12 protein-coding genes, 1 tRNA gene and 1 pseudogene are annotated in these 13624 nt (G+C 66.8%); 6 read left to right on the top strand and 8 right to left on the bottom strand.

Annotated elements, in window-relative coordinates; translation table 11 throughout:
- Positions 1-678 (top strand): TetR/AcrR family transcriptional regulator (locus P3W97_RS02145; protein ID WP_300843351.1); only part of this gene is annotated, 678 nt, incomplete at its 5' end.
- 6 nt (positions 679-684) lie between these two features.
- Here P3W97_RS02145 and P3W97_RS02140 read toward each other — a convergent pair.
- From P3W97_RS02140 to P3W97_RS02110, 7 genes are all read right to left on the bottom strand, one after another.
- Positions 685-948 carry a DUF167 domain-containing protein gene (locus tag P3W97_RS02140; protein WP_300843349.1) on the bottom strand — a complete coding sequence of 88 codons (264 nt, stop codon included), beginning with the start codon at positions 946-948 and terminating at the stop codon, positions 685-687.
- Between the two features lie 50 nt (positions 949-998).
- Positions 999-1074: transfer RNA gene (locus tag P3W97_RS02135), tRNA-Thr, on the bottom strand.
- 47 nt (positions 1075-1121) lie between these two features.
- Positions 1122-2174 (bottom strand): class 1 fructose-bisphosphatase, encoded by a 1053-nt coding sequence (locus tag P3W97_RS02130; protein ID WP_300843347.1) that lies wholly within the window; start codon positions 2172-2174, stop codon positions 1122-1124.
- Between the two features lie 33 nt (positions 2175-2207).
- Positions 2208-4871, bottom strand: a complete 2664-nt coding sequence (gene pepN, locus P3W97_RS02125) for an aminopeptidase N (RefSeq protein WP_300843345.1) — start codon at positions 4869-4871, stop codon at positions 2208-2210.
- Between the two features lie 26 nt (positions 4872-4897).
- Positions 4898-6002 (bottom strand): peptide chain release factor 2 gene (prfB, locus tag P3W97_RS02120; protein WP_300843343.1). Its coding sequence is split into 2 segments (ribosomal slippage): positions 4898-5920 and positions 5922-6002, totalling 1104 coding nucleotides; the frame shifts between segments, so codons are not numbered across the junction.
- A gap of 83 nt (positions 6003-6085) precedes the next feature.
- The gene (locus P3W97_RS02115) at positions 6086-6964 is read right to left on the bottom strand and encodes a DMT family transporter (protein WP_300843341.1); all 879 of its coding nucleotides are present in this window, start codon (positions 6962-6964) and stop codon (positions 6086-6088) included.
- A gap of 1 nt (position 6965) precedes the next feature.
- On the bottom strand, positions 6966-7982 hold the full coding sequence (locus P3W97_RS02110; protein WP_300843339.1) for an alpha/beta fold hydrolase: 1017 nt from the start codon (positions 7980-7982) through the stop codon (positions 6966-6968).
- A gap of 38 nt (positions 7983-8020) precedes the next feature.
- On the opposite strand from P3W97_RS02110, the pseudogene P3W97_RS02105 reads away from it, so the two are divergent.
- From P3W97_RS02105 to plsY, 3 genes and pseudogenes are all read left to right on the top strand, one after another.
- Positions 8021-8953: pseudogene (locus P3W97_RS02105) on the top strand (AMP-binding protein); the annotation flags it as partial.
- Positions 8954-9059: 106 nt separating this feature from the next.
- Positions 9060-10121, top strand: coding sequence for an aldo/keto reductase (locus P3W97_RS02100; RefSeq protein ID WP_300843337.1), 1062 nt, complete (start codon positions 9060-9062; stop codon positions 10119-10121).
- A 97-nt stretch (positions 10122-10218) separates the two neighbouring features.
- A complete protein-coding gene (gene plsY / locus P3W97_RS02095; RefSeq protein WP_300843353.1) occupies positions 10219-10860 on the top strand; it encodes a glycerol-3-phosphate 1-O-acyltransferase PlsY in 642 nt (213 codons plus the stop codon).
- A 128-nt stretch (positions 10861-10988) separates the two neighbouring features.
- On the opposite strand, the gene P3W97_RS02090 is transcribed toward plsY, so the two are convergent.
- Positions 10989-11474: a YajQ family cyclic di-GMP-binding protein gene (locus P3W97_RS02090; RefSeq protein WP_300843335.1), complete on the bottom strand. Its 486-nt coding sequence runs from the start codon at positions 11472-11474 to the stop codon at positions 10989-10991.
- A 53-nt stretch (positions 11475-11527) separates the two neighbouring features.
- Between P3W97_RS02090 and murB the strand changes: the two genes are divergently transcribed.
- Complete coding sequence (gene murB, locus P3W97_RS02085; RefSeq protein WP_300843333.1) at positions 11528-12580, top strand: UDP-N-acetylmuramate dehydrogenase; 1053 nt, start codon at positions 11528-11530, stop codon at positions 12578-12580.
- Positions 12581-12621: 41 nt separating this feature from the next.
- On the top strand, positions 12622-13624 hold a 1003-nt coding region (locus P3W97_RS02080), incomplete at its 3' end, for an alpha/beta hydrolase (protein WP_300843331.1).

Below are 13624 nucleotides of genomic sequence, written 5' to 3'. Positions count from 1 at the left end.
ATGACCCCGCCGCTGGCAGGTGCGCCGGGCCGCCGGCCGGGCCGACCGCGGGATGCGCGCAAAGCTGAGCTGATCCGGGCGGCTGGGCGCGAGCTGCTGCTGTCGGGCGGACCTGCTGCGTTGACGAGGGAGGCGGTGGCGCGGGCCAGCGGCGTGTCTAAAGCCACGCTGTACCGCCGCTGGCCGCACCGCGAGGCGCTGCTGGAGGCGCTGGTGCTGCGCGAAACACGGCCGCTGCTCGGAACCCTGGATGCCGCTCCGGCCAATGCCGTGGCGCTGGCTGAGGTGCTGCAGCGCTTCCTCGATTCGATGCTGGCCTTCGTGACCCAGCCGGCCTACCAGGCGTATCTGCAAGCCATTGCTGCCCTGCCGCAGCCGCAGGCCGATCTGCAGCGCATCTGGCGCCTCGGTCCGCAACAGGCCATCGACGCTGTGGCTGCGCTGCTGCGCCGCCACGCCGCCGCCCAGGGACGGCGCTGGCCTGGCGCGGCCCGTGATGCCGAAACCCTGATTGGCATGGCCATGGGGTTGGACTGGGCGCGCATCCTCTACCGCCAGCTGCCACGGTTGGCCGATGCGCGGGTGCGGCGGCGGCATGTGCGGGCGGTGGTGGACCGTTTTCTGGATGGAAGGCCGCTCGGGGGCGCACCCGGCGGAGGTGCCACGGGCCGGGCCTGAGGCGGGTCAAGGTCCGATGAGCGCCTGCAGAGCGCTCGGATCGTCCAGCCCATCGACAGCCAGCCGTTTGGTGCGGCTGGTCTGACCGTGGGTGATGCGCACATGCGAGCGCGGCACGCCGCAGCGCCGCGCCACGAAGGCGATCAGGGCCTCGTTGGCCGCACCGTCCACCGGCGGGGCCTGGAGTTGCACTTTGACTTTGCCGTCATGCCAGCCGGCGACCCGCGTCTGGCGTGCGCCAGGTTGGCAATAGACCGTGAGGAGGGCCATGAAGCGATCCGCTGTTACGGCGTCGAGGCGGATGAAATGGCGGGCTTTGCTGGTGCCGCAAAGAGGAGTCGAACCTCCGACCTACTGATTACGAATCAGTTGCTCTACCAACTGAGCTATTGCGGCAGGGCGACTTGCCGACCGGCGGCAGGCAGTATCGCGAGGAGATTAAATTATAGCGTGTTCGCAGGGGCGGCGGCGGGCTGCGCTTCCTGGTGGTAGCGCGTCACGCGTTCGACTTCGTTCTTCGAGCCGAGGATCACCGCCACACGGTCGTGCAGGCCCTTCGGCTCGATGTCGAGGATACGGCAGCGCCCATCGGTGGCGGCTCCCCCGGCTTGCTCGATGATCCAGCCCATGGGATTGGCCTCGTACATCAAGCGCAGCTTGCCGGGTTTGTTCGGCTCGCGCTTGTCCCATGGGTACAGGAAGACCCCGCCGCGCGACAGGATGCGGTGCACGTCGGCGACCATCGAGGCGACCCAGCGCATATTGAAATCCTTGCCACGCGGGCCTTCCGCGCCGGCCAGACACTCCTCGATGTAGCGGCGCACCGGTGCGGCCCAGTGGCGCCAATTACTCATGTTGATGGCGAACTCGCGCGTATCCTCGGGGATGCGCACCTGATCCTGTGTCAGCAGCCATGCCCCCTGTTCGCGGTCGAGCGTGAACATCGCCACGCCGTTGCCCACGGTGAGCACCAGAGTCGTCTGCGGGCCGTAGATGCAGTAGCCGGCGGCCATCTGCCGGCGTCCAGGCTGCAAAAAATCGGCTTCACAGACCGGCTCGATGACATTGGGGTCGTCGTTTTGGCGCTTGAGCACCGAGAAAATGGTGCCGATGCTGACGTTGCAGTCGATGTTGCTGGATCCGTCCAGCGGGTCGAACAACAGCAGATACTCGCCCTGGGGATAGCGGTTGGGAACGGGGTGAATGCCGTTGAGCTCCTCGGAAGCCATGGCCGCCAGATGGCCGCCCCATTCGTTGGCCTCGATTAGCACCTCGTTGGCGATGACGTCGAGCTTTTTCTGCACCTCGCCCTGGATGTTTGCGGTGCCGGCCGAGCCGAGCACATCGCCGAGCGCCCCTTTGCCGACGGCGATGGCGATGCGCTTGCAGGCGCGCGCGACGACTTCCAGCAGCAGCCGCAGCTCCGGCGTGATGGCGCCGTGGACGCGCTGCTGCTCGATCAGGTAGCGGGTGAGCGAAATGCGGGTCTCCGACATGGTAGCGACTCCAGACGGCCTGGCAAGGGGGGCTCAGTCGGCCAATGCGCGTGAGACGACCTCACGCACGTCTGGGCTGAGCGGTTCATGGGCGGCCACGGCCTGCAGCGCCGCCTGCGCGGCGCTGCGGTACGGCTCGGCCAGCTTTTTCCAGCGGTCCAGCGCACGTGCCAGCCGCGCCGCCACCTGTGGGTTGAAGCCGTCGATTTCCAACACGCGGTCGCGCCAAAAGGCGTAGCCAGCGCCGTCGCTGCGGTGAAAGCCCGCTGGGTTGGCGTGGCAGTAGGTGTGGATCAGGCTGCGCGCGCGGTTGGGGTTGCGCAGGTGAAAGTCTGGGTGCTGCAGCAGGGTCTGCACGCGCGGCAGTGCGTCGCCGCCGCGGTCGGGTGCGCTGGCTTGCAGGGCGAACCACTTGTCCAGCACCAGCTCTTCGCTGCGGAATCGGGCGTGGAACTGCTCCAGCGCCCGTGCTGCCAGCTCGTGCCCGGCCGTCACCAGGGCGCTGAGCGCGGCGTAGCGGTCGGTCATGTGGGTGGCATCCTTGAAGCGCTGGTAGGCCCGGCCTGGCCAAACCGGGTTGCCGTTGTCGCGCGCAGCCAGGCACAGCATCTGCAGCGCCAGCCCGGCGAGTGCCCGCCGCCCAGCACTGACGGGATCGGGCCGGTAGGCGCCGTTGTCTTTGTGCTGTTCATAAGCCCAAATCCAGTCTTCGTGCAGCGCATGCGCGAGTTGGCTGCGCATCGCTTCGCGCACCGCATGTATGCGCTGCGGATCGACCGTATCGAGCTGCTCGGCGATGTAGCTCTCGGCCGGCAGGGTCAACACCAGCTCCTTGAACGCTGCATCCAGCGCCGGGTGGCGCAGCACGGCGCGCATCGCCTCGAGGAACGACGCATCGAGTGGCTCGTGCACCGGGCCGTCGGCGCGCACCGCCGCCAGCGCTCGGCGCAGCGCCAGCTGCTGGCCGGCCTCCCAGCGATTGAACGGGTCGGTGTCGTGCGCCAACAGCGTGCGCAGCGCCTCGTCCGAGAGCGTGTGCTCCAGAATCACCGGCGCGCTAAAGCCGCGCAGCAGCGACGGCACCGGCGCCGCATCCAGCCCTTCGAAGACGACGGTGGTTTCGGGCTCGTGCAGCACCACCAGCCGCTCGGTGTGTGGCAGCGCATGGCCCTGCGCGTCCAGCAGGCCCAGCGCCACCGGGATGACGAACGGCTCCTTGACCGGCTGACCCGGCGTCGGCGGACAGCTCTGGCGCAGCGTCAGCGTGTAGGTGCGCGCCTGCGGGTCGTAGTGACCCAGCGCCTGCACGCGTGGGGTGCCAGCCTGAGCATACCAACGCTTGAACTGCGCCAGCCGGCGCGCCAGCTCGCTGTCGGGGTTGGCATCCGCCATCGCCTGCGCGAAGTCGTCGCAGGTGACGGCCTGTCCGTCATGGCGCTCGAAGTACAGCTTGAGCCCCCGCGCAAAGCCCTCGCGACCCACCAGGGTCTGCATCATGCGCACGACCTCGGCGCCTTTTTCGTACACCGTGACGGTGTAGAAGTTGTTGATCTCGGCGTACTGGTCGGGCCGCACCGGGTGCGCCATCGGCCCGGCGTCTTCGGGGAACTGTACGGTGCGCAGCACACGCACATCCTCGATGCGCTTGACGGCGCGCGCCGAGGGGCTGCCAGCCATGTCCTGGCTGAATTCCTGATCGCGAAAAACGGTCAGCCCTTCTTTGAGGCTGAGCTGGAACCAGTCGCGGCAGGTGACGCGGTTGCCCGTCCAGTTGTGGAAATACTCGTGCGCGACCACCGACTCGATGTTGGCGTAGTCGGTGTCGGTGGCGGTGGCCGGGTTGGCCAGCACGTACTTGGTGTTGAAGATGTTGAGGCCCTTGTTTTCCATCGCCCCCATGTTGAAGTCGCTGGTGGCGACGATCATGAAGCGTTCGAGGTCCAGCGGCAGGCCAAAGCGTGTCTCGTCCCAGGCGATGGCGGCCATCAACGACTGCAGCGCGTGCTCGGTCTTGTCCAGATCGGCCTGGCGGACATAGATCTGCAGCAGATGCTCGGTGCCGTGGCGGCTGACGATGGGCTGGCTGCGGCACACCAAATCGCCGGCCACCAGCGCAAACAGGTAGCAGGGCTTGCGGTGCGGATCGACCCATTTGGCATAGTGGCGCCCGCCGTCGAGCTCGCCGCTGTCGATCAGGTTGCCGTTGGACAGCAGCACGGGGTAGCGCTTTTTGTCGGCGCGCAGTGTCACGGAGTAGGTGGCCATGACGTCGGGCCGGTCGAGGAAGTAGCTGATGCGCCGGAAGCCCTCGGCCTCGCACTGCGTAAAGAAGGTGCCCTGGCTGACATACAGGCCCATCAGCTGGGTGTTCTTCTCTGGCGCGCAGGTGGTGAAGATCTCCAGCTCGAACGGCTCGGGACCTTCGGGCAGCGCCTCCAGCACGAGCTGGTTGCCGTCCAGCCGAAAGCTCGTGCCTTGGCCGTTGACCAACACGCGGGCCAGGTTGAGGTCTTCGCCGTCCAGCCGCAGCGGCTGCGCCGGTACGTCCGGGTTGCGGCGCATGCGCATACGGTTGAGTACGCGCGTCTTGGCCGGATCGAGGTCGAAAGTCAGATCGACGGTATCGATCCAGTAGGCGGGCGGCGCATAGTCCTCGCGGCGCACGATTCGGGGGGTGCCTTCACGCGTAGCGGTCATGGGTGCGATCCTGAAAGGGAAGGGGCTCAGACGCCCTGCTTGAGCGAGGCTTCGATGAAGACGTCAAGGTCACCGTCGAGCACTTTCTGCGTGTTGGATACCTCGACATTGGTGCGCAAATCCTTGATGCGGCTTTGGTCCAGCACGTAGCTGCGGATCTGGTGGCCCCAGCCGACATCGGTCTTGGTGGCCTCCAACTGCTGCTGGGTTTCCATGCGCTTGCGCATCTCTAGCTCGTGCAGTTTGGAGCGCAGGCGCTGCCAAGCCAGGTCGCGGTTGGAGTGCTGACTGCGGCTGTCCTGCGCGGTGACGACGATGCCAGTGGGGATGTGCGTCAGGCGCACGGCCGAGTCGGTTTTGTTGATGTGCTGACCGCCGGCACCACTGGCGCGGTAGGTATCTACGCGCACATCGGCTGGGTTGATCTCCACTTCGATCGAATCGTCGATCTCCGGGTAGACGAACACCGATGCGAAAGAGGTGTGACGCCCGCCAGAGGAGTCGAACGGCGATTTGCGCACCAGCCGGTGTACGCCGGTCTCGGTGCGCAGCAGGCCAAAGGCATAGTCACCTTCGACCTTGATGGTCGCACTTTTGATGCCGGCGGTGTCGCCGGGCTGCTCATCCTCCACCGTGGCCTTGAAGCCCTTGCGCTCAGCATAGCGCAGATACTGGCGCAACAGCATTTGCGCCCAGTCGCATGCTTCGGTGCCGCCGGCGCCAGCCTGGATGTCAATGAAGCAATTGTTGGGGTCTGCTGGGTTGTTGAACATGCGGCGGAATTCGAGCTTCTCGACCTCCGGCGCAACGCGCTCGACGTCGGCCTCGATCGTTTCCAGGCCCGCGTCGTCGCCCTCGGCGCGCGACATCTCGTACAGCTCGGTGTTGTCGGCCAGCTCCTGCGCCAGCCGGTCCAGCACCAGCACCACGTCCTCGAGGGATTTTTTTTCCTTGGCCAGATCCTGCGCGCGCTTGGGATCGCCCCAGACACCTGGGTCTTCCAGCGCAGCGTTGACCTCCGACAGCTTCAGCGCCTTGGCGTCGTAGTCAAAGAAACCTCCGCCAGTCAGCGACGCGCTGCGTCAGATCCTGCAGGCGGTGGGCAAGGGCGTTGAGGCGTTCGGTTTCCATGGCGATCTTTCGGGTGACGGACTTTCGAAACGCGCTATTTTCGCATGCGGTCACCCACGCCTGGGTACGGGCTGTGGCAACACTTAGGATCGCCGACCCAGTTGCGCGAGCAGCATGCCGGCCAGGATCAGCGCGGCGCCACCCCATCCGCGCCAGCCGATCGTCTCGCCCAGGATCCACCAGCCGCCGATGGCGGCGAATACGCCCTCGCTGCTGTAGATGACCGCGGCATGCGACGCCTTGGCGGTGCGTTGGGCCACGACCTGCAGCGTGTAGGCGATGCCGATCGACAGGATGCCACCCCAGGCGATGGCTCCCGCCGCGCCGGTCAGGGCAGCGGCGGTGATGGTCTCGTCCCGCCACAGGGCTGCCGCCCAGGACAGCGCCCCAGCGACCGTGTACTGCACGATGGACAGACGGATCGCGTCGTGGCGCCGCGCCCAATACCCGACCAACAGCACATGAACGGCCCACAGGCCAGCCCCGCCCAACTGCAGCCAATCGCCCGGCGCGACGGTGGCATCGGGCTTGACGCTCAAAAAATACAGTCCCACCGTCGCCAGTGCCACCGCCAGCCACACGGGCCAGTCCACCGGCTGGCCCAGCAGACGCATCAAAATGGGCACCAGCACCACATACAGCCCGGTGATGAAGCCGGCGTTGGACACGCTCGTATCCAGCAAGCCCACCTGCTGTAGGTTGATGGCCGCAAACAGCACCAGTCCCAGCAGCGTGCCGTCGCGCCACAGCCCGCGGCTGTCCAGGCGCGGCACCGCGGCGAACGGACCGGCACGCCACCACCACAGTGGTGCGATGAGCAGCGCCCCCAGAACCATGCGCGCCGCCGTGTAGGTGAACGGCCCGACGCTGTCCATACCCATCTGCTGGGCGACAAAAGTGGAGCCCCAGATGGCCGCCGCGCCAACCATGAGCAGGTCGGTCTTCCAATTTGTGCCCGTCATATCAGTCGGCCCATCCTTGCAGGGGGGCATCGGTGCCGTCGGGCGCGTCCAGATGTGCCTCGATCAGGGCGGCCACCCGTTGCGGCTGGTCGTGGTGCACCATATGGCCGGCATCCTCGACGCGCGCGATGCGGCAGTGGGGCACCGCCTGCAGGCGTTGGTGGTATTCGGCCAGCGAATACTCTGCGCGCGCGAACCACTGCGCCAAGCTGTCGTCGCTGGCCTCCACCGCCAGCACCGGGGCGGCGATGGCCCTGTAGATGGCCAGTACCTCGTCCACCCGATAGAGCTGGCTGCTGCGCACCTTATGCGCCGGATCCCCCAGAATCCGCCACTCGCCGTGCGGCGCGCCGGGATCGACCGGCCGCGCCCAGTGCTGGGCCAGCCAACGGGCACGGTCCTCGGGCAGGCGGCGGTTGGTCTTCATCAGGCGCCGCGCCACACCTTCCAGGCCGGGGTAGGTCTTGAGTGTCAGCTCACCCTGGGCCAGTTGGTGGAGTTCATCCATCCAGGCCGCATAGCGGAGCGGGGCCTGCTCTGGCCGTGTGGCGGGCATGCCAAACCCTTCCAGATTGACCAGTCGCCGCACGCGCGTCGGCCGCACGCCGGCATACGACATGGCAACATTGCCCCCCATGCTGTGGCCCACCAGGTCGATGGGCGCGTCCGGCGCGCGGCCCAGCCGGTGATTGAGGCGCACCACGAGGAAGTCCAGATCCCCCAGGTAGTCGGCAAACAGGTAGTGATCGGCCGCGCCGTAGGGCGGCGGATCGTGGGGGGCGTCGCTCAGATGGGCCGCACGCGTCAAACCAAATCCACGCCAGTCGGGGGCGATGCAGTGGCGTTCGCGGGCCATGGCATCGACCACGAACTGCCAGGACGCGGATACGTCCATCCATCCATGCAGCAGCCACAGGGGTGGGCGATTCGGTAGGGGTGTTCCCCACTCCCGCAGGTGATAGCGCTGGCCGCGGATAGTCTCGAAGGTGCTGCGCGAGAGTCGTCGAGCTTGATACATTCTCGCCATTATTCAGGAGACGAACGGCCATGCCCTCCATGCCCAGTCATGCACACGACAACCGCGCTGCGCCGCCAGACCATTACGATGCTTTGTATGGGGCCTTCCGCTGGGAGGTACCGGCGCGCTTCAATATGGCCCAGGTTTGTCTGCACCGCTGGGCAGACGACCCTGACCAGTCGCAGGCGCTGGCCGTCATCGAGGACGGGCCGACCCTGACCCGCCCGCGGCGATACCGTTATGCCGACCTGGCCGCCGAGGCCAATCGCCTGTCGAACGCCCTGCGGCTGCTGGGTGTGCAGCGCGGAGATCGGGTGGCCATTGTACTGCCGCAACGCGTCGAGACGGCGGTGGCCTACATGGCCGTGTTGCAGATGGGGGCGGTGGCGGTGCCGCTGTCGCAGCTGTTTGGCCCGGAGGCGCTGGAGTACCGCCTGCTGGACAGCGCCGCCGACGACCCGGCGGTGTTGATCTACACCAGCGGCACCATCGGCAACCCCAAAGGTGCGTTGATGCCGCACCGCGCGCTGATGGACGCGCTGCTGCCGACGCTGTACTTCGGCCGCCCGATCGTCGCCTGGCGCGGGCGCTTCGATCCGCTCGAGGCGTTTGCGCTGCTGCAGCGCCACCGCGTCACGCACACCTTTTTGTTCCCGACCGCGCTCAAAGCCATGATGAAAGCCAAGCCACGGCCGCGACGGCGTTGGCGACTGCGCCTGCAGGCGATCATGAGTGCCGGCGAGGCGGTGGGTGATGCGGTATTCGCATGGTGCCGCGATGAGTTGGGTGTCGCCGTCAACGAGATGTTCGGCCAGACCGAGATCAACTACGTCGTCGGCAACTGCGCGCGCCTGTGGCCGGCGCGGCCGGGCAGCATGGGCCGCGCCTACCCCGGGCACCGGGTCGCGCTGCTGGACGACGCTGGCCAGCCGGTGCCGCCCGGCACCGTTGGCGAGGTGGCGGTGCACCGGCGCGTGCTGCGCCTGCGGGAGGCGGCACGCGCGCGCGAGCGCGCCGCCGCTGCCTGAACACGCCTGTACCCGTATCCGTTCCCCCCCGTTCAAGGAATCCCCACCCATGCAAACCGTCACCTTGGCCGCCAGTGGCCTGTCCGTCTCCCCGATTTGCCTGGGGACGATGACCTTCGGCGAGCAGGTCGCCGAGCGCGACGCCCACGCCATCCTCGACCGAGCGCTGGAGCGCGGCGTCAACTTCCTCGACACCGCCGAGATGTACGCGGTGCCGGCGCGCGCCGAGACCTATGGCGCCACCGAAACGATCCTGGGCAACTGGTTCGCCAGCCGCCCTGGCGTGCGCCAGCGCGTGGTGTTGGCCACCAAGGTAGCCGGCCCCTCGCGTGGCATGCCGTGGATCCGCGGCGAGGCCTCTGGCCTGACCAAGGCCGAGATCCTGGCCGCCTGCGACGGCAGCCTGCGCCGGCTGCGCACCGATGTCATCGATCTGTATCAGATCCACTGGCCGGCGCGCCATGTACCCATGTTTGGCGCGATCAGCTTCGACCCCTCCAAGGATCGCCCGTGCGCCAGCATCGCTGAACAGCTGGAGGCAATGGACGTCCTCGTGCGTACCGGGAAGGTGCGCTACATCGGCCTGTCGAACGAGACGCCGTACGGGGTGCACGAGTTTGTGCGCGTGGCCGAGCAGGCCGGGTTGCCGCGTGTGGTGACGGTGCAAAACCCGTACTGCCTGATCAACCGCAGCTATGAGAATGCGCTGGACGAGACCTGTCATCGCCTGGGTGTGGCACTGCTGGCGTACTCGCCGCTGGGCTTTGGGCTGCTGACTGGCAAATACGACGATACCGGGCTGGAGCATGGTGGGCCGCCCCAGGGCCGCTTGGCCCTCTTCGAGAGCATGCGCCGGCAGCGCTGGGGCCGACCGGAGGCGCTGGCCGCGGCACGCCGCTACAACGTCCTGGCGCGCGAGCACGGGTTGACACCGGCACAACTGGCGCTGGCGTTTTGCTATCGCAACTGGCGCGTGGCCAGCACCATCATTGGCGTGACCTCGCTTTCCCAGCTGGACGCCTGCCTGGACGCGTGGGATGTCCAGCTCGCCCCGGAGCTGCTCGAAGCCCTCGACCGCATCCGCTGGGAGGTGCGCGATCCGGCCCAGTGAGCAGCGCGGCGGCACCGGCAAATCTGGCGTCTCGGGTTAAGCTTGCGGCCCGGCGTGCTGCCGGGGTCTCGAAGAATTTTCAGGAGCCAGGTCGATGATGCAGTGGTGGATGTCCATGGGTGCGGTGGCACTGGCCTATGCCGTGGGTTCGCTGTCGTTTGCGGTGTTGGTCAGCCGCGTGATGGGGTTGAGCGACCCTCGCACCTACGGCAGCAAGAACCCCGGTGCCACCAACGTGCTGCGCTCGGGCAACAAGGCGGCGGCGGTGCTGACGCTGCTGCTGGACGCGCTCAAGGGTTGGCTGCCGGTGTGGGTGGTCGGTCATTGGGCTACAGCTTGGGGGCTGGGCGACGGCACGTTGGCGGCCGTCGGGTTGGCGGCTTTTTTGGGGCACCTGTTTCCGGTGTTTTTCCGCTTTCAGGGCGGCAAAGGGGTGGCCACGGCCGCCGGTGTGCTGCTGGCGTTCGAGCCGTGGCTGGGCCTTGCCGTGCTGGCGAGCTGGATCCTGATCGCCGGATTTTTCCGTTACTCGTCGCTGGCGGCCATCGTGGCTGCGGTGTTTGCGCCGCTGTACTACGGGTTTGGCGACGGCGCCGCATGGGATGTGCGCCCCCCGGTGGCGCTGGCGGTCGCAGCCATGAGCCTGCTGCTGTTGTGGCGCCACGCGGGCAACATCCAGCGCCTGCTGGCCGGGCAGGAGAGCAAGATTGGCAGCAAAAAAGGCGGTGGCGCCCGCTGATGCTGCAGCTCATCCCTGCAGCCAGGCCCTGCGCGAAAGCTGATGCAAGCGCGGCTGGTCGAGCCGCACCCGCACCGTGGCGGTTTGCGGCGCGGCTTCGACGGCGATGTCGTTCGGGCAGGGCTCGCTCAGTCGCGGAAGTTCTGGAAGCTCAAGGGCAACTGCGCCATCTCCTTGCGGATCAGGGCGATGGCCGTTTGCAAATCGTCGCGCTTGGCCCCGCTGACGCGCACGGCATCGCCCTGGATGGCGGCTTGTAGCTTGAGCTTGCTGCCCTTGATGAGCTGCTGGATTTTTTTGGCGTCCTCGCTGCCGATGCCGTTGCGCACACGAAAGACCTGCTTGACCCTGTCGCCACCGATTTTCTCGACCTTGCCTGGGTCCAGAAAGCGCACATCGACCTGGCGCTTGGTCAGCTTGTTGCGCAGGATGTCTTCCACCTGCTGGAGTTGGAAGTCGCTGTCGGCGTGTGCGATGATGTCGTGGTCTTTAAGCTCTACCGCAGCAGACGAGCCCTTGAAGTCGAAGCGGGTGCCGATCTCGCGCTGTGTCTGCTCGACGGCATTCTTGACTTCGACCAGGTTGGGTTCGAGCACGGTATCGAACGAAGGCATGCGGGTTTCCTCCGAGAATAGCCAGATAACTAGGCGTTTGCGACAATCTGCGCATGGTAGTCGAGAACCACGTGCCGTTGCAGCCCCTCAACTCCTTCGGCATCGCAGCGCGCGCGCATCGTTTGGTGCGCATCCGCCGCGAGGAGGATGTGTTGGCTCTGGTGCGCCACCCCGAGTGGCGCTGGCAAGACACATTCATTCTGGGCGGTGGCAGCAACATTGTGCTGACTGGCGATCTGCGCCAACTGGTGCTGAAGGTGGAGATCCCCGGGCGGCGTCTTTTGCACGAGGACGAGCGGGGCTGGCTGGTCGAGGCTGGCGCTGGTGAGCCTTGGCATGCGTTCGTGGATTGGACGCTGCAGCAGGGCTGGCCCGGCCTGGAAAACCTCGCCCTCATCCCCGGCACGGTCGGGGCCGCCCCCGTACAAAATATCGGTGCCTACGGGGTCGAGCTGCAGGATGGCTTTCACTCCCTCGACGCGATCGATCTGGAGACAGGCGAGCGCCTGACCCTGCGGCATGAACATTGCGCCTTTGGTTACCGCGATTCGGTATTCAAACACGCGCGCGCCGGCGAGCGCGGCATGGGGCTCAAGGGCCGTGCGCTGATCACCCGCGTGCGTTTCTGGTTGCCGCGGCAGTGGCGCCCGCAGTTGGGGTACCACGACCTGGAGCGCAAGGTGGCCGAAACCGGCATCGCCCAACCGACACCGCGCCAGGTGTTCGACTGGGTGTGCGAAATTCGCCGCGCCAAGCTGCCCGATCCTGCCCTGATCGGCAACGCGGGCAGCTTTTTCAAAAACCCCACGGTCACCCCAGAGCAGTGCGCCGACATCATCGGCCGCGATCCCAAGGTGGTGCACTACCCCATGCCCGACGGCACGGTCAAGCTGGCCGCGGGTTGGCTGATCGATGCCTGCGGCTGGAAGGGCAAAACCGTCGGCCACGCGGGCGTGTACGACAAGCAGGCGTTGGTGCTGGTCAACCGCGGCGACGCCGAACACCCCTGCACGGGCGGTGAAGTGATGACGTTGGCGCGGCTGATTCAGACCAGCGTATACGAGCGTTTTGGCATCCGCCTAGAGCCGGAGCCTGTGGTGATCTGATTGAAGCGGGCGTGCGTCACTTTTTGATTGCAGGGGTTGCCATGTCCGTTTCATCGTCGTTGCGGCCGAATGTGCCAGGGGCTGGGCGTCAGGCGCGGCGCGCGCGCCGTTGGGTCTTGGGTTGGCTGGCTATGGCGGCGGCACTGGCGGTGCTGTGGCTGGCCGGCCCCCGCTATGTCTATGGCCCAGACGAGCCTGCGCCCCGGGTACAGCCACCGGCTGCCTTGGCGGAGCTGGACGGTTGGCTGGCCGCACAAGAGGCCGCCCGCCCAGATCTGCGTCCGGGCACCGCCAAGGGGATCGTCTGGCACGGCGCCCCGGGTACGCGTACCCCCTGGGCCGTGGTGTACCTGCATGGGTTTACCGCCAGTCGGATGGAGACGGCACCCTTGGCCGAGCGGGTGGCCCAGGCCCTGGGAGCCAATCTGTTTCACACGCGGCTGGCCGGTCATGGACGGTCACCGCAGGCCTTGGCGGCCGTCAAGCCCCAGGACTGGCTGGCCGACGCGGTAGAGGCGGTGCGCATCGGTCACGCGATCGGAGAGCAGGTATTGCTGATCGGCACCTCCACCGGAGCGACGCTGGGCGCCTGGCTGGCCATGCGGCCGGAGGCAGCTGGCGTACCGGTGCAGCGTCAGGTATGGATATCGCCCAACTTTGGGCCAGCGGACAAGCGCACCGAATGGCTCAACGGCCCCTGGGGGAAGCAACTGGCGCAGTGGATCACGGGCGGCGTGGTCGGCTCACCCAGTGACGACCCGCGCATCGAGATGGGTTGGACTCGCGTCTATCCGGTACAGGCATTGTTTCCCATGATGGCGCTGGTACAGCGCGTGCGCGAGGCCGATGTGTCCACCGTAAAAACGCCGGTGCTGGTGCTGTACAGTCCACGCGACCGTACAGTCGATCCAGCCCTGACCGAAGCGCTTTTTGCCCGCTTGGGCAGTCCCGTCAAGCAGCTGGAGCGGGTCGAGGACAGCACCGACCACGACCAGCATGTACTCGCGGGCGACCTTCGCTCGCCCGGCACCACGCAACGCTTGG

This window comes from Tepidimonas sp., from assembly GCF_029335975.1.
Classification (GTDB): Bacteria; Pseudomonadota; Gammaproteobacteria; order Burkholderiales; family Burkholderiaceae_C; genus Tepidimonas.
The sequence above is the reverse complement of the archived record's forward strand: the minus strand, read 5'-3'. Positions and strand labels throughout refer to the sequence as shown.